Consider the following 14861-nt stretch of genomic DNA (forward strand, 5'->3'; position numbering starts at 1 on the left):
GTCTCCTGTTTACCAGGCGCGCTGGTATTGTTCCGGCGCGCTGATCGTCACGCCCAGTTCCTGTGCGGCACGACGCGGGAAATACGGATCGCGCAGGCTTTCGCGCGCGATCAGCACCACGTCGGCCGATCCTTCCTCGATGATGCGCGCCGCGTGTGTGGATTCGGTGATGAGGCCCACGGCGCCCGTCGCGATGCCCGCATCGTGACGCACGCGCGCCGCAAACGGTACCTGGTAGCCGGGCGAGAGCGGAATCTTCACGTGCGGAACCAGACCGCCGCTGGAGACGTCGATCAGGTCCACGCCCATCGACTTCACGTCACGGGCAAGCTGCACGGTCTGCTCGACATCCCAGCCGCCATCGCTCCAGTCGGTGGCGGAAACGCGCAGCCACAGCGGCAGGTGCTCGGGCCACACTTCGCGCACCGCCGTGATCACCTCGCGCACCAGGCGCGTGCGGTTCTCGAAGCTACCGCCGTATTCGTCGGTGCGCTGATTGCTCAGCGGCGAAAGAAATTGATGCAGCAGATAGCCATGCGCACCGTGCAGCTCGATCAGCTGGAAGCCGGCGGCGAGCGCTCGCTCGGCGGCGGCGCGGAAGTCGGCAATCACCTGCGCAATGCCGGCACGATCGAGCGCCAGCGGCACATGCCAATGATGATCAAACGGTATGGCCGATGGCGCCACGGTCTGCCATGCACCCGCGTCGGCGGACAGCGGACCGCCGCCCTCCCAGGGACGCATCGAGCTGGCCTTGCGCCCCGCATGGGCCAGCTGCACGCCGGCGACGGCGCCCTGCGCCTTGATGAAGGCGATGATCGGCTGCCACGCCTGCTGCTGCGCTTCGTTCCAGATGCCCACATCGCCGGCGGAAATGCGGCCTTCGGGTGAAATCGCGGTGGCTTCGGTGATCAGCAGACCGGCGCCGCCCACCGCGCGGCTGCCCAGATGCACGAAATGCCAGTCGTTGGGCAGGCCATCGGTGGCGGAGTATTCGCACATCGGCGCAATGACGAGGCGGTTGCGCAGCGTCACGCTACGCTGGGTGAACGGGGTGAAGAGTTTCATCGGCCGGCTCTGGGAGAGGGATCTGCCACACATGCCGGCATTCGACGCCCGGTTCAAGGTCCCGACGCCTGAAGCCACTGTGCCACGCGCACCGCGACGGCCTCGGGTGTCTTCATCCAGCCGAAGTGATCGGCTTTGTCGTTACCGAGTTCGTCCGCCGTGATTACTTGCTGCGCGTTCGGGCTGCGCGGCATTTTCCCGAGCAACCATGACAACGATGCCGGCGGCACCAGCCAGTCGTCGTGCATGCGCAATCCGAGTATCGGCAATTCAAGCCGGCCCAGCAGCACTTCGAAATCGACCGGCATGCCTGCAGCGGCATAGCGGCCGGTGCGGCCCGAGCGCGCCCAATCATCGATCAACTGCCGCGCCTCGTTGCCGCCGAAGCCGATCCGCCTTCCCGGCAAGTGGCCGACCACGCGCGCCAACCACGGCGCCAGCGCATAGGCCAGCCACAGCAGGGGCGCCAGGGGAAACTGGCGCCAATACGGCGCCCCGCTCGCCACCACCAGCAGGCCAGCGGCGTCCTGCGGATGCAGGCTGGCGTAGAGCGCGGCCATCTGCCCACCCAGGCTGTGCCCGCCCAGCGTGAGGCGCCCCCGGGGCAGCAAGGCGCGCAGTGCAACGCCACCGGCCGGCAGATCGTCTTCCAGCAGTTGGCGATAGCCCCAGTCCTCGCGTCGATCGGCCCGCTTGTTGCTCGAACCGATCCCGCGCCATTCGTGGATGGCCACCGCCACCCCGCGTTCCGCCAGCGCCTGCGCCAAGGGCAGGTAATGCTTGGCGGCCACTCCCAGGGCGGGCAGCCAATAAACCACTTGCGTGGCCTCGCCAACGGGACGCTGCACCAGCAGTTCCGCTCGCGCACCGTCCGCCGAGATCACGGGCAATACGTCGTGGGGAGGCAGCGAGCCGCGAACGAAAGAAGTAGCGGACATTCTCGGCACAGGTCGCAGGGTAGCGATGGAGGCTACCCAATTCGCGCGCCACTAAAAAGCCGCGCAAAGAAAAGGCCGGCAAGTGCCGGCCTTCTCTTCATGCAGTAATGCTTTGATGAACTCAGGCGGGCGCCACTTCATCGGCTTGCAGACCTTTCTGCCCCTGCACCACCTTGAAGCTCACCTTTTGCCCCTCTTTCAGGCTACGGAAACCCGAACCGCTGATCGCCCGAAAATGCACGAAGACATCCGGGCCGCTTTCACGGCTGATGAAACCAAAGCCCTTGGCGTCGTTGAACCATTTCACAGTGCCAACTTCACGATCCGACATGACTCACTCCGATCAACTCGATGCTGAGACAAGTCAGCCTCCCCTTTGGCCGACGGCTTACTGCGCATGCAGGGATCGGGGTGTAGCGATGTGGACTCTTGCGAGTCGCGCATCGGGCACGCACGTGACCGAGCAACCACAGTGAATCCAGCATAACGGATTTCTTTAATGCAAGTGAATGGCTTTAATCAATGCTTTGATTTTCACATTTCAACGACATTTGCGAATAAAACAAAAAAGCCAGGCATTGCTGCCTGGCTTTTTCTTTGGCGTTTAAAACCGCCTATAACCGCAAGGCTATTACTGCGGGATCACTTCGTCGGCCTGCAGGCCCTTCTGACCCTGCACGACCTTGAAGGAGACCTTCTGGCCTTCCTGCAGGCTCTTGAAGCCATTGCCCTGGATCGCGCGGAAATGCACGAAGACGTCCGGGCCGTTGTCACGGCTGATGAAGCCGAAGCCCTTGGCGTCGTTGAACCACTTGACGGTACCGATCTGACGATCAGACATGTAAATCACTCCGTAGGATTTGAACAGACTCAGCCCGCACGACATGTGCAGGCCGGCTTACTGGTGTGCAAGGAAACCCTAGGGGTGAGGCGATGAGGCTAGATCGAGATCAGCGGCATCGGGTCACAAAACTCTGGTGACCCCAGCAAACACAGTGAGTGCATCATAACCGCTCCCAGGGCGTAATGCGACTGGTTTCAGGCCTCAAAACCTGAATGAATAACCGTTAGGTCTTACAAAACGACGTATGATTTTCACGCCATCTTCGCATTTCATCTCGTCCCTTGGATGGGTCGCGAACGACGCCCCGCTCAACCCGCAACCCTCGTGCAGGAGTAGCTCCATGATGTTTCGTCACCACCGCCTCGCCCTGCTCGCCCTTGTCGCTGGCGGCGTGATACTCGGCGGCTGTTCCGATAAGCCCCAGACGCGCCCCACCACGACCGCCCACACCACGACGGCCCAACCGGCTACCCATACGGCGGGAACCGCCGGCACGACGACGGGTACGGCCAAGCCCCGTACCGGTACCGTGACCACCTCGGGCGGCAAGCCGCTGCCGAACAGCACGGGTATTCCGGCCTGCGACGACTACCTGGCCAGCTACGTTTCCTGCCATGCCGTCGCCGGCGTCTATACGCCCGACCAGCTGCAGTCGCGTTATCAGGACATGCGCACCAGCCTGCTGCAGGATTCGGTGGACCCCACTACGCGTCCGCAACTGGGCGCTCGCTGCACCGCGCTTGCCAAGCAGCTGCGCGAGACCCTGCAAGGGAAATCGTGCGCACCAGTGTCGCCGGCCGCCAGCAGCAGCGCGCACTGAGTTTCAGCGCAGTAGCGCGCGCAGTGCAGCGGCCACCGACGCAGGCCGGCTGCGCGCGAGTTTCACCTTGGGTGTGTCGTGCCATTGCGCCGTGGCACGAATGGCGTCGGCCACCTCTTCTAGCAATCGCGGCGTCGCCTCGACATCGGGTTCAAGGAAAAGCGCCTTGACCTCGAACATGCCCTCGCGACGATGTGCCTTCGCATCCAGCCTGCCGATCAATTGGCCACGATGAAGAATGGGCAGCACGTAGTAGCCATACTTGCGCTTCGGCGCCGGCACGTAGCATTCGATGGTGTATTCGAAACCGAACAAGGCTTCGGCGCGTGCACGGTCCCACACCACCGGATCGAATGGCGACAGCAAGGTCGTGTGCGTGGCGCGCAGCTGACCTGCCGCCGCCTGCGCGAGCACGCCGGCATGGTCGCGATGGACATAGGCGGGCACTTTCCAATCGGCCACCTGCACCTGCAGCAACTCGCCCTCGGCGACCAGCAGTGCAAGCTCCTTGTCGGTCACCGCCGGTTTCAGGCGGTAGTAGTCGGCGATCCAGCGCGCCTGCGTCACGCCCAGCGCGCGCACGCTGTCGAGGATGAAGCGACGACGCAAGGCTTCATGATCGAGCACAAGCAGTGCGCGATCCAGCGGCGGATCGAGTTTTTCCAGCACGCGCTGCTCAAGATCGTAGACGCGCTGGAAGCGCTCGCGTCGCGTCACCATCAGGTCGCCCAGCGCAAACCATGCTTCCAGCCAGCGCTTTTCGGGCTTCCACGACCACCAGCCACCAGCGCTCTTGGTCTCGCTGTCGAAATCCGCTGCGCGCGCGGCGCCGTTGTCGCGTATGCGTGCCAGCAGCGCGTCCATGCCTTCGCGATGTTCGCGATGCATGCGATCGGCGTGCTTGTATGCCCAATGCATCGCACGCTGCCTGCGCCAGGCCTGGTGTAGCGCGAGGTCCGCCGACGGCACGAAGCACGCTTCGTGTGCCCAGCATTCGGCAATGCGTCCGGCATCGAGCGCATCCTCGAGCCATTGCGGATCGTAGTGGCCCAGGCGCGAATGCAGCACCAGATAGGGACTGCGCGCGACCACGTGAATGCTGTCGATCTGCAGCAGACGCATGCGCGTGATCGCATCGACCACATGCATCGGTTTGGCGCGCGCCTTGGGCTTGCTGAGCAGGCCCTGCGCCGCCAGATGAAGACGCCTTGCCTGCGCCAGATTCAACGCCGTGTGTGGGACGGATGAAGGAACCGACAACGGTAACGATGACTTCACGTGATCACGATGCCTGTGTTGAGGCGGCATTTAGCCGTGCTTTGTTAGTTTGTGTGCAGCGCGAAGGACTGCAGCGCGACATTGCATTCCATCACTGCCCCATCGCGCGCATCCGTTCACGAGCCACGCATTCTGGCATGGAGTCACGACGATGAAATCCCGCACACCTCTGATCGCTCTTGTTACCGCCGGTTCGCTGATGCTGGCGGGCACGGTGTTGGCGCAAGACCAGACCATGCCGACGCCGCCTCCTCCCCCGCCGCCGCCGGCGCAATCGATGCCTGCGCAACCGACGCCTCCGCCGCCGACGCAAGTCATGCCGGCCACGCAGCCGACGCCTCCGCCCCCGCCGGGCGGTACGCAGGCACAGACGGCCAGCGGCAGGCAGCCGGTAACCATCAACTCAAGCGTACCGCCGGTCAACGCAGGACCCGCGCCAAGCTTCGAGCAGTTGGCCAATGGCAAGAAGTACATTTCCGAAAGCGATGCTTCGGCCTATCCGCTGCTGGCCAATGACTGGGCCTATGTGGACAAGGCCAAGTCCGGCCGCGTGAGCAAGGCGCAGTACGAGGCCTGGTTAAGCAACAACCGGTAAGATGCGGCACTTCGGACGCGGGTCGTCGGCAACGGCGGCCCGCGTCGTCATATGCGATACAGGAAGCGGCTGCTATCCAGGCAATCCCCGGCGCTGCGCTCCCGATCGCGTGCCCGCCCAGGATGGAGCCTCACCATGCGACTCACTTCCCTGGCAGCTGTCTCGCTCACGCTTGGCCTGCCTTCCCTCGCTGCGCATGCGCAGAACCCCAGTCCGATGGACATCCGCGCCTGTACCGCCATCGAGACGGATGCACAGCGACTGGCTTGCTACGACCGCGCCACAGGACGCGACAATCTGCCGGCCGCGCAGAAGAAGAGCGATGCTGCAGCACAAGCACCGGCGCCGGCCACGTCGACGAGCCCCTCGAGCAATGCTTTCGGCCACGAAGCATCGCGGGTGGCAAGCGCAAATACCCAGGCGACAGGCACCGAGAGCGAGCAGGCCACGTCGGATGTGAAACCGCTCTCGCTGCTCGACAGCCGCTGGGAGCTTTCGCCCGAAAGCAAGCTGGGCACCTTCAATCTGCGCGGCTACAAGCCCATCGTGGTGCTGCCCTTCTTCGCCAGCAGCAACCAGAACCGGCAACCCGACAGTCCCAACCCGCTCAACACGGTCACCGAGCCGCAGCAGGTGGACAATATCGAGAGCAAATTCCAGCTCAGCCTGAAGACCAAGATCTGGCAAGGCGTGTTCGGCGACCAGGGCGATGTATGGGCCGCCTTTACCCAGTCCTCGCGCTGGCAGGTCTACAACGAGAAGGAATCGCGCCCCTTCCGCGAGACCGATTACGAGCCCGAAGTCATGCTGATGTTCAACACCAATTATCAGCTCGGCGGGTGGAACGGCCGGCTGCTCGGCGTCGGCCTCGATCACCAATCCAACGGACAATCCGATCCGCTCTCGCGCAGCTGGAATCGCGTGATGGGCTATGCCGGTTTCGAGCGGCCCGGCTGGACCATCATGTTCCGTCCATGGTGGCGTATCCCCGAAGGCGGTCCGGACGACAACAATCCGGATATCGACAATTACATGGGTCGCGCCGACATGCAGATCATCCACGAATGGCAAGGCCAGGAATTCGGCCTGATGCTGCGCCATTCCCTGCGCGCAGGCAGCGAGAGTCATGGCGCGGCGCAGTTCACCTGGTCCTTCCCGGTGGCCGGCAATCTGCGCGGCTACATGGAGCTGTTCAAGGGTTATGGCGAAAGCCTGATCGACTACAACCACAACGCCACCTACCTCGGCATCGGCGTGTCGCTGCTGGACTGGTACTGATCGCTACCACCAGGTTTGCTTGGTGCCGGTGAGGATGCGCAGCATCTGACCGCGCGCCACCGGCATGCGACCCAAGGGGCCGAACATCCGATCACGCAGTGCGGCCAGCGCCTGCCGATCGGACTGGAACAGCGGCGTCATCCATCGGCTCAGGCGCTGATAGATGCCCACGTGCCTGCGGCGTGCTTTTCGATAGGCATTCAAGGCAGGGGCGAGTTCGTCATGTGCCGCCAGGGCGTCGGCCAGCGCCAGCGCATCGAGCAGCGCCATGTTGACGCCCTGCCCCAGCTGCGGGCTCATGGCATGGGCGGCGTCGCCGATGAACACGGCGTTGTCGCTCACCGTGCTGCGCAGTACCACATCCCGGTAACGCGCCCGGTGCAATTGCGTCGCGGATCGCAGGTTGTCCAGCAGGTACGACGCTTCCGGCCACAGCGTGGTCACGCGTTGGCGCAGGCGTTCCAGCGCTGCATCGTCGAAAGCGTCGACCTGTGCGCCGGGCAGGCTGTAGTAGAAGGTGAGCCAGCGTTGATCGCTGTCGTCGCGTCGCCCCACCGGCAGCAGGCCGACCATTTCCCGCGTCCCGGCATAGCGCTGCTGCAACACATCGGCATGCGGCCAATCAGCGGCAGGCAGCAGGCACCACATCGCGCCCCAGGGATAAAGCTGGTCGCGATGATGGACGTCCGCATCGCGACGCAGCAGCGAGTGCGCACCATCGGCGGCGATCACCAGGTCGAACGGGCCGTGCTGTTGCCCGGTGGCGTCGAGAAGATACTTGCCGTCTTGCGACCGTCGCTCAATGCGTGTGCCGGTGCGGATGGCATCGTGGTCGGCGTAGGCCCGATGCAGCAGCGAGAACAGCGCGCCCCGCGTCATGCCCAGGCCAAAGCAGTCGGGCGCGTGATCGCGATAGCGCATGTCCATCACCATGCGACCGGCCAGGTTGCATCCGTACAGTTGCTCGATGCGCTGGCCGCTCGCCAGCGCCTGATCGTGCAGGCCCAGGCGAGCGAGCACGGAAAGACCGGTGGGTTGCAGCAGGAAACCGGCGCCCACGGGACCGGGAGCAGCCGCTTGTTCGAATACCGTGAGGGAATGCCCGGCTGCCGACAGCAACAGGCAGCTTGCCTGCCCGGCCACGCCGTAACCCACGACGGCGATGCGTAGAGTCCCCTGCATGACTGCTCCCTGTCGGTTCGCGCCAGTGTGCACGAACCATGCGACGGCTTCATGCCTCGCCAGAGGCGGCGTCGACGCTCGCGCCGACGCCGCGCGTCACCCCTTAGTGGTGGTGGCCGCCTTCACCATGCACGTGGCCGTGCGAGAGCTCTTCCTCGCTGGCGGCGCGCACGTCGGTCACTTCCACGTCGAAGTGCAGCGTCTGTCCGGCGAGCGGATGGTTGCCGTCGATGTGCACCTTGTCGTTCTCGACCTTGGTCACGGTGACGTTGATGGCGCCCTGCGGGCCGCGGCCCTGGAACTGCATGCCCGGCTGGATATCGTCCACGCCCTGGAAGGCCTCGCGCGGCACTTCCTGCACGAGCTCGGCATGGTGCACGCCGTAGCCTTCTTCCGGCACCACGTCGACCTTGAACTGATCGCCGACCTGACGGCCTTCCATCGCCTTTTCCAGGCCCGGGACGATCTGGCCCACGCCCTGGAGGTACACGAGCGGCTCGCGACCCTGCGAGCTGTCGAGGACCTGGCCGTTGTCGTCGGTCAGCGTGTAATGGAAGGAAACGACGGAGTTGTTGGCGATCTGCATGATGTTCTCTGAGTGGGGAGTGGCGCCGGCAGAGACCGGCACGAAACTGCAAGATTAACAGACCCCTTGTGACGATGCTGGCTAGGCGCGGGGCCATCGGATTGGCGATACTCCCTCCATGGGTTCTCAGAAATACGCAGCAGCCCGCCGTTGGCCTGTCCTGTTGGGGCTGGCACTGGCGGCCTTGTCGCTGGGCACGCCGGTGGTCGCCGCAGCTCAAAACCAGGCTATTCCCGCGCCGCCGGCCACCGTCCAGCCCACGCTCGCCGAGCAGATCGACAGTCTGATCAGCCAGCCGCGCTTTGCCGGCGCCGACTGGGGCATCGCGGTAATTTCGCTCAGCAACGGACGCAGCGTTTACAGCCATCACGCGGACCAACTGTTCCAGCCCGCCTCGACCGCCAAGCTGTTCACGGCGGCGGTGACGCTGAGCCAGCTGGGGCCCGACTACCGCATTCCTACCCGCGTGGTCAGCGGCGGCGAGATCCGCAACGGAAAGCTGGACGGGCCGTTGATTCTCTACGGCATGGGCGACCCCACGCTTGGCGTCGACCCCGCCACGCTGCGCTGGGCCGATCAGCTCGCCGAACAACTGGCAGCGCAGGGTCTGCGCCACGTCCACGGCGATCTGATCGCCGATACGACGTATTTCGCCAGCCCCATGATGGGCAGCGGCTGGGAAGCGATCGACCTGCAAAGCTGGTTCGCCGTGCCGGCCACGGCGCTGAGTGTGGGCGAGAATCAGGTGGATCTCACGGTGACCGCGGGCGTCGGCGCCGGTGCGCCGGCCGAGTTGCGCTTCGATCCTGCCAACGCGATACCCAGCGTGGCCAACGAGGTGATCACCAGCGCCCAGCGCACCCACAACGACGTGAACCTGTATCGGGCGCCCGGCGATGGCGTGCTGTACGCGTTCGGCAATATCGCGGCGAAATCGCCCGCGCAGAATTACAAGCTCGCCCTGCCCGACCCGGCCCAATTCGCGGGCCGGCTGCTTCAGGAGGCGCTGGTGCGCCGTGGCATCCAGCTCGACGGCAAACTGCTCACGGTGCACTGGCCGCGCCGCGATACGTTCCTGCCCGCGCAACCGCGCACGCTGGCCGAAGTGCTGTCGCCGCCCATCAGCGAAATACTGGAGCGCGGCCTGAAGCGCTCACAGAATCTCTACCTGCAAAACCTGCTGCTGCTCGCCGGCGTCAAGGCGCAGGCCGATACGGAGCAGCGCGAGGGCAGCATGGGTTTCGTCACCAGTGAACGCTGGGGCATACGCGCGATGCATCAGCTGCTGGAGCAGATTGGCATCACGCCCGCGGCGAGCCTGATTGAGGAAGGCACGGGGCTCTCCCGCCGCAACCTGGCCACGCCGAACGCGATGGCGTATCTGCTCGCCTTCCTCGCCAAGCAACCGTATGGGCCGGCGCTGGTGGAAGCGCTGCCGATCGCCGGCGTGGACGGCACCTTGCAATGGCGCATGCGCAACACCCCGGCCGAAAACAACGTGCACGCGAAAACCGGCAGCATGAGCTTCGTGCATTGCCTGGCCGGCTACGTCACCAGCGGCGATGGCGAACGGCTGGCGTTCGCCATCATGCTCAACAACTACGATCCGCCGGCGGGCGCACCCAGCGCCACCCGCGATATCGACCAGATTGCCGTGCTGCTGGCCGGCTCGCGCCATGCGCCCAGCAGCGCCAGCTCAGCACCGGCGGTGGCGACTCATCCCGCCAACTGACGCTCGAGATCCTTGCCGATCTTCTCCGGCGTATCGGTGGGGGCGTAGCGCTTGACCACCTGGCCGTTGCTGTCGACCAGGAACTTGGTGAAGTTCCACTTGATCGATTCGCTGCCCAGGATGCCCTTGCCCTCGCTCTTGAGCCACTTGTACAGCGGATGCGCGCCGTCGCCGTTGACCTCGACCTTGGCGAACAGCGGGAAGCTGACGTCGTAGCTGGTGGAGCAGAAATTGCGGATCTCGGCCTCGTCGCCCGGCTCCTGATGGCCGAACTGGTCGCAAGGAAAGCCCAGCACCACCAGGCCCCGCTCGCGATCGGTGCGCCACAAGGCTTCCAGCCCGGTGTATTGCGGGGTGAATCCGCATTTGGACGCCACGTTGACGATCAACAGCGTCTTGCCGCGGTAGTCGCCGAGCGAACGCTCGTTGCCGTCGATATCGCGGGCGGAGAAGTCATAGACAGAGGTCATGGCTGCCATTCCTCGTTGAAAGGACGCCAGTCTAGCCCCATGCAGCGTCACGGTGTCTTATGCTTGCCACCGCCGGCACCCCCGGCAGCTGCCCCAGGCGCCAGCCTCCCCGGTTTCCCCGAAGGTATTCCGTGATCAGATTTCTGGATGTCCATAAGTCCTACCGTGTCGACGGACGGGACGTTCCCGCGCTGCAACCCTTCAGCCTCGACATCGCCGATGGCGAAGTGTTCGGCATCATCGGCCATTCCGGTGCGGGCAAATCGACGCTTATACGTCTGATCAACCTGCTGGAACGGCCCAGCGGCGGCCGCATCCAGATCGGCGATACCGATATGACCGCGTTGACGGAATCGCAGCTGCGCCAGCAGAGGCAGCGCATCGGCATGATCTTCCAGCACTTCAACCTGCTGTCGTCGCAGACCGTGGCCGAAAACGTGGCCTTCCCGCTGCGCCTGGCCGGCGAGCACGACAGCGCATCCATTGCCCAGCGCGTGGACGAGCTGCTGGCGCGCGTGGGCCTGACCACACATGCCGACAAGTATCCCTCCCAGCTTTCCGGCGGCCAGAAGCAGCGCGTAGGCATTGCGCGCGCGCTGGCCAACCGGCCGTCCATCCTGTTGTGCGACGAAGCCACCAGCGCGCTCGATCCGCAGACCACGGCTTCCGTGCTCGAGCTGCTGGCGGAGATCAACCGCGAGCTCAAGCTCACCATCGTGCTGATCACGCACGAGATGGACGTGGTGCGCCGCGTGTGCGACCGCGTGGCCGTGCTCGATGCCGGGCGCATCGTGGAGAGCGGCGCCGTCGCCGATGTCTTCCTGCATCCGAAACATGCCACGACGCGCCGTTTCGTCAACGAGGCGTTGCCGGAAGAAGCGGCCGGCGAGCAGATGCCGTTCGCTCATGTGCCTGGCCGCATCCTGCGCCTGTCGTTTCGCGGCGAGGCCACCTGGACGCCGGCACTGGGGCGCGTCGCACGCGAGACCGGCGTCGATTTCAATATCCTCGCCGGGCGTATCGACCGTATCAAAGACCTTCCCTATGGGCAGCTCACGCTGGCCATGCAGGGCGAACGGGTCGACGACGCGCTGACCATACTTCGCGAGTCGGGCATCGAGATCGAAGAAATCACCTCATCGCTGGAGAATCGCGCATGAGCGCTCCGCTGCAGAATCTCTTTCCGAATATCGATGACTGGAGCGAGATCGGCCACGCCTGCATCGACACGCTGCTGATGCTCGGCGGCTCGCTGCTGCTGACCATCGTGGTTGGATTGCCGCTGGGCGTGCTGCTGTATCTCACTGGCAAGGGCCAGCTGCGCGCGATGCCCAAGCTCTACGCGGTGTTGTCGCTGCTGGTGAATATCCTGCGTTCGATCCCCTTCATCATCCTGATGATCGTGCTGATGCCGCTCACCTATGTACTGGTGGGCACCAAGCTCGGCATACGCGGTGCGATCCCGCCGCTGGTGATCCGCGCGGCGCCGTTCTTCGCGCGCCTGGTGGAAACAGCGCTGCGCGAAGTGCAGCGTGGCGTGATCGAAGCGAGCCAGGCGATGGGCGCCACCACCTGGCAGATCGTGCGCCACGTGTTGCTGCCCGAGGCGCGCGGCGGACTGATCGCCGGCATCACCGTGACGGCGATTGCGCTGGTCGGCTACACGGCCATGGGCGGCGCCATCGGTGCGGGCGGCCTGGGCGACCTGGCCTATCGCTACGGCTATCTCAGCTACAAGTCCGATTACATGGTGGTCACCGTCGTGCTGCTGATCGTGCTGGTCCAGCTGTTGCAGATGGCCGGCGACCGTATCGTGGCGCGCTATACGCGGCATTGATCAGGCGCTTTTGCATTCGGCGGTATGGACGGCTATGGTGTTGCACCGCATCACGCGTTTTCGCCATATAACGAAGATGAATAAGCTCATAGCCATCCTTTCCGCCTTGCTCCTGCTGGCGGGTTGTTCGTCATCCAACAGCGGCGGCGACGCCAACAGCCAGAAGCTGGTGGTAGCCGCCACCGCCGTGCCGCACGCCGAGATCCTCAAGCAGGTCAAGCCGATCTTGGCCAAGCAGGGCATCGAGCTGGAAATCAAGGTGTTTGCCGACTACGTCCAGCCCAATACGCAGGTGCTGGAAAAGTCGGTCGATGCGAATTATTTCCAGACCAAGCCCTACCTCGACGCGTTCAACCGCGAACGCGGCACCAACCTCACCATCGTGACGGGCGTGCATATCGAGCCGTTCGGCGCCTATTCGCGCAAGCTCAAGTCGATCGACCAGCTGCCGGATGGCGCCTCGGTCACCCTGCCCAACGATCCCAGCAACAACAGCCGCGCGCTGCTGCTGCTCGCCAAGCATGGGCTGATCACGCTGAAGGATCCGAGCAACGAGCTGTCCACGCAGAAGGACATCACGGCTAATCCCAAGCACCTGAAGTTCCGCGAGCTGGAGGCAGCGATGCTGCCGCGCACGCTGGACGAGGTGGACCTCGCCCTGATCAACACCAATTACGCGCTCGCCGCGGGCCTCAACCCGACCAAGGACGCGCTGCTGATCGAGGACAAGGACTCGCCGTACGTGAACTACCTGGTGGCCCGTCCGGACAACAAGGACGATCCGCGCGTGCAGGCGCTGGCCAAGGCACTCACCAGCCCCGAGATCAAGGCGTTTATTGAGCAGAAGTACCAGGGCGCGGTGTTGCCTGCGTTCTGAAGAGCTCCCCTGTGGGAGCGCACCCTGTGCGCGACTGGCCTCGCCCGAACAGCGGTGGCGGCAGTCGCGCACAGGGTGCGCTCCCACAATACGGAAAGCCTTAGCAGGTCACCGCTTCCGGATCAGCCGGAATCTCAAACACCCTGCGCAGATACGCCACGTAGGCGCTGTCCTCGCACATATTTTTTCCGGGCGTATCGCTGAGCTTCGCCACCGGCTGGCCGTTGCAGCGGATCATCTTGATCACGATCTGCAGCGGCTCGGGTCCCACATCGTTGGTCAGGTTGGTGCCCACGCCAAAGGCCAGCTGGCAGCGGCCGTGGAAGTGTTCGTACAGCTGCATCACCTTGGGAATATCCAGGCCGTCGCTGAAGACCAGCACCTTGGTGCGCGGATCGACGCGATTGGCGCGGTAATGCGCCAGCACACGCTCACCCCACGCAAACGGATCGCCCGAGTCATGGCGCGTGCCGTCGAACAGCTTGCAGAAATACATGTCGAAGTCGCGCAGGAAAGCGCTCAGTCCGTACACGTCGGACAGCGCGATGCCCAGGTCGCCGCGATATTCCCTCGCCCAGGTTTCCAGCGCCGCCACCTGCGAGTCGCGCAGCCGTGGTCCGAGCGCCTGATGCGCCTGCAGGTACTCATGCGCCAGCGTACCCAGCGGGGTGAGACCGAGTTTCCAGGCCAGCCACACATTGCTGGTGCCGGTGAGCTGGCGGCCCAGTCCGTCGCGCAAGGTGGTGACGACTTCCTCCTGCCAGGCACGAGAGAAACGGCGGCGCGTGCCGTAATCGGCGATGCGGCATTCCTGGAAGCCTTCGGTGTCGCGCAGCAGTGCGATCTTTTCGCGCAGGCGGCGACGTCCTTCATCCAGCGAAAGACCGGGCTGGGTATGGCGGAAATACACCTCGTTGACGATCGCCAGCAGCGGCACTTCGAACAGGATGGTGTGCAGCCACGGGCCGCGGATATGGATCTCGATCTCGCCGGGGCCGTCCTGCGCGGGAACGATCTCAACGTACTTGGCGTTGAGCTGGAACAGGCCCAGGAAGTCGACAAAATCGCTCTTGATGAAGCGCCAGGTGCGCAGGTAATCCAGTTCAGCCGGCGTGAAGCGCAGCGAACACAGCGCCTCCAGCTCCTGGCGGATCTCGTCGATATACGGCGTGAGATCGATGCCGGGGTTGCGGCATTTGAACTTGTATTCGACTTGCGCCGCAGGATAGTGATGCAGCACGACCTGCATCATGGAGAACTTGTACAGATCGGTGTCAAGCAGGGAGGAAACGATCATCAGTCGCTCACGCGGCGCGGGGAGCCTTGATTATCCTCGCCCGGCGGTGGTCGCGGCGA

Annotated in this window: 16 protein-coding genes; 7 read left to right on the forward strand and 9 right to left on the reverse strand. The window is 64.2% G+C overall.

The genetic code is table 11. From position 1 onward, the window contains the following. Positions 1–9: 9 nt before the first annotated feature. The 4 genes from Y882_RS10590 to Y882_RS10605 all read right to left on the reverse strand — a co-directional run bounded on the left by Y882_RS10590 (position 10) and on the right by Y882_RS10605 (position 2847). Positions 10–1068 (reverse strand): NADH:flavin oxidoreductase/NADH oxidase, encoded by a 1059-nt coding sequence (locus tag Y882_RS10590; protein WP_046971878.1) that lies wholly within the window; start codon positions 1066–1068, stop codon positions 10–12. A gap of 53 nt (positions 1069–1121) precedes the next feature. Beyond that, a complete protein-coding gene (locus Y882_RS10595) occupies positions 1122–2006 on the reverse strand; it encodes an alpha/beta hydrolase family protein (RefSeq protein WP_046971879.1) in 885 nt (294 codons plus the stop codon). A 121-nt stretch (positions 2007–2127) separates the two neighbouring features. Further along, a complete protein-coding gene (locus tag Y882_RS10600; protein ID WP_019465668.1) occupies positions 2128–2337 on the reverse strand; it encodes a cold-shock protein in 210 nt (69 codons plus the stop codon). Between the two features lie 300 nt (positions 2338–2637). Continuing rightward, on the reverse strand, positions 2638–2847 hold the full coding sequence (locus Y882_RS10605) for a cold-shock protein (RefSeq protein ID WP_038616297.1): 210 nt from the start codon (positions 2845–2847) through the stop codon (positions 2638–2640). Between the two features lie 343 nt (positions 2848–3190). Here Y882_RS10605 and Y882_RS10610 point away from each other — a divergent pair, with 343 nt between their 5' ends. Continuing rightward, entirely contained in the window at positions 3191–3670 is a 480-nt protein-coding gene (locus Y882_RS10610; RefSeq protein ID WP_244466319.1) for a hypothetical protein, read from the forward strand. A gap of 3 nt (positions 3671–3673) precedes the next feature. Here the strand turns inward: Y882_RS10610 and Y882_RS10615 are convergent, their stop codons facing one another. After that, positions 3674–4948: a winged helix-turn-helix domain-containing protein gene (locus Y882_RS10615; RefSeq protein WP_280136524.1), complete on the reverse strand. Its 1275-nt coding sequence runs from the start codon at positions 4946–4948 to the stop codon at positions 3674–3676. A gap of 151 nt (positions 4949–5099) precedes the next feature. Between Y882_RS10615 and Y882_RS20030 the strand changes: the two genes are divergently transcribed. Together Y882_RS20030 and Y882_RS10625 are read left to right on the forward strand one after the other, a co-directional pair. Then, positions 5100–5543 (forward strand): hypothetical protein, encoded by a 444-nt coding sequence (locus tag Y882_RS20030; RefSeq protein ID WP_046971880.1) that lies wholly within the window; start codon positions 5100–5102, stop codon positions 5541–5543. A 135-nt stretch (positions 5544–5678) separates the two neighbouring features. After that, positions 5679–6821 carry a phospholipase A gene (locus Y882_RS10625; protein WP_046971881.1) on the forward strand — a complete coding sequence of 381 codons (1143 nt, stop codon included), beginning with the start codon at positions 5679–5681 and terminating at the stop codon, positions 6819–6821. 3 nt (positions 6822–6824) lie between these two features. Here Y882_RS10625 and Y882_RS10630 read toward each other — a convergent pair whose 3' ends face one another. Continuing rightward, on the reverse strand, positions 6825–8003 hold the full coding sequence (locus Y882_RS10630) for an FAD-dependent oxidoreductase (RefSeq protein ID WP_046971933.1): 1179 nt from the start codon (positions 8001–8003) through the stop codon (positions 6825–6827). A 103-nt stretch (positions 8004–8106) separates the two neighbouring features. After that, complete coding sequence (locus Y882_RS10635; RefSeq protein ID WP_046971882.1) at positions 8107–8589, reverse strand: FKBP-type peptidyl-prolyl cis-trans isomerase; 483 nt, start codon at positions 8587–8589, stop codon at positions 8107–8109. A 118-nt stretch (positions 8590–8707) separates the two neighbouring features. Here Y882_RS10635 and dacB point away from each other — a divergent pair, with 118 nt between their 5' ends. After that, on the forward strand, positions 8708–10321 hold the full coding sequence (gene dacB, locus Y882_RS10640; protein WP_046971883.1) for a D-alanyl-D-alanine carboxypeptidase/D-alanyl-D-alanine endopeptidase: 1614 nt from the start codon (positions 8708–8710) through the stop codon (positions 10319–10321). On the opposite strand, the gene Y882_RS10645 is transcribed toward dacB, so the two are convergent. Next, a complete protein-coding gene (locus Y882_RS10645) occupies positions 10306–10791 on the reverse strand; it encodes a glutathione peroxidase (protein WP_046971884.1) in 486 nt (161 codons plus the stop codon). The two genes, dacB and Y882_RS10645, sit on opposite strands and share 16 nt — an antisense overlap. A gap of 131 nt (positions 10792–10922) precedes the next feature. Here Y882_RS10645 and Y882_RS10650 point away from each other — a divergent pair, with 131 nt between their 5' ends. From Y882_RS10650 to Y882_RS10660, 3 genes are all read left to right on the forward strand, one after another. Then, the gene (locus Y882_RS10650; RefSeq protein ID WP_046971885.1) at positions 10923–11951 is read left to right on the forward strand and encodes a methionine ABC transporter ATP-binding protein; all 1029 of its coding nucleotides are present in this window, start codon (positions 10923–10925) and stop codon (positions 11949–11951) included. Next, positions 11948–12628, forward strand: coding sequence for a methionine ABC transporter permease (locus Y882_RS10655; protein WP_046971886.1), 681 nt, complete (start codon positions 11948–11950; stop codon positions 12626–12628). Before Y882_RS10650 ends, Y882_RS10655 begins: the two co-directional genes overlap by 4 nt. Before the next feature lie 76 nt (positions 12629–12704). Beyond that, on the forward strand, positions 12705–13505 hold the full coding sequence (locus tag Y882_RS10660; protein ID WP_046971934.1) for a MetQ/NlpA family ABC transporter substrate-binding protein: 801 nt from the start codon (positions 12705–12707) through the stop codon (positions 13503–13505). A 100-nt stretch (positions 13506–13605) separates the two neighbouring features. Here the strand turns inward: Y882_RS10660 and pncB are convergent, their stop codons facing one another. Next, positions 13606–14802 carry a nicotinate phosphoribosyltransferase gene (gene pncB, locus Y882_RS10665; protein ID WP_046971887.1) on the reverse strand — a complete coding sequence of 399 codons (1197 nt, stop codon included), beginning with the start codon at positions 14800–14802 and terminating at the stop codon, positions 13606–13608. Between the last annotated feature and the right edge of the window lie 59 nt (positions 14803–14861).

Source organism: Dyella japonica DSM 16301, from assembly GCF_001010355.1.
Lineage (GTDB): Bacteria > Pseudomonadota > Gammaproteobacteria > Xanthomonadales > Rhodanobacteraceae > Dyella > Dyella japonica.

Bases quoted from the DNA above. Each gene is read 5' to 3' on its own strand.
- Y882_RS10605 (WP_038616297.1), bottom strand. From the start codon at position 2,847: ATGTCTGATCGTCAGATCGGTACCGTCAAGTGGTTCAACGACGCCAAG.
- dacB (WP_046971883.1), top strand. From the start codon at position 8,708: ATGGGTTCTCAGAAATACGCAGCAGCCCGCCGTTGGCCTGTCCTGTTG.
- Y882_RS10610 (WP_244466319.1), top strand. From the start codon at position 3,191: ATGATGTTTCGTCACCACCGCCTCGCCCTGCTCGCCCTTGTCGCTGGC.
- Y882_RS10630 (WP_046971933.1), bottom strand. From the start codon at position 8,003: ATGCAGGGGACTCTACGCATCGCCGTCGTGGGTTACGGCGTGGCCGGG.
- Y882_RS10625 (WP_046971881.1), top strand. From the start codon at position 5,679: ATGCGACTCACTTCCCTGGCAGCTGTCTCGCTCACGCTTGGCCTGCCT.
- Y882_RS10660 (WP_046971934.1), top strand. From the start codon at position 12,705: ATGAATAAGCTCATAGCCATCCTTTCCGCCTTGCTCCTGCTGGCGGGT.
- Y882_RS10645 (WP_046971884.1), bottom strand. From the start codon at position 10,791: ATGACCTCTGTCTATGACTTCTCCGCCCGCGATATCGACGGCAACGAG.
- pncB (WP_046971887.1), bottom strand. From the start codon at position 14,802: ATGATCGTTTCCTCCCTGCTTGACACCGATCTGTACAAGTTCTCCATG.
- Y882_RS10600 (WP_019465668.1), bottom strand. From the start codon at position 2,337: ATGTCGGATCGTGAAGTTGGCACTGTGAAATGGTTCAACGACGCCAAG.
- Y882_RS10655 (WP_046971886.1), top strand. From the start codon at position 11,948: ATGAGCGCTCCGCTGCAGAATCTCTTTCCGAATATCGATGACTGGAGC.
- Y882_RS10590 (WP_046971878.1), bottom strand. From the start codon at position 1,068: ATGAAACTCTTCACCCCGTTCACCCAGCGTAGCGTGACGCTGCGCAAC.
- Y882_RS10595 (WP_046971879.1), bottom strand. From the start codon at position 2,006: ATGTCCGCTACTTCTTTCGTTCGCGGCTCGCTGCCTCCCCACGACGTA.
- Y882_RS10635 (WP_046971882.1), bottom strand. From the start codon at position 8,589: ATGCAGATCGCCAACAACTCCGTCGTTTCCTTCCATTACACGCTGACC.
- Y882_RS20030 (WP_046971880.1), top strand. From the start codon at position 5,100: ATGAAATCCCGCACACCTCTGATCGCTCTTGTTACCGCCGGTTCGCTG.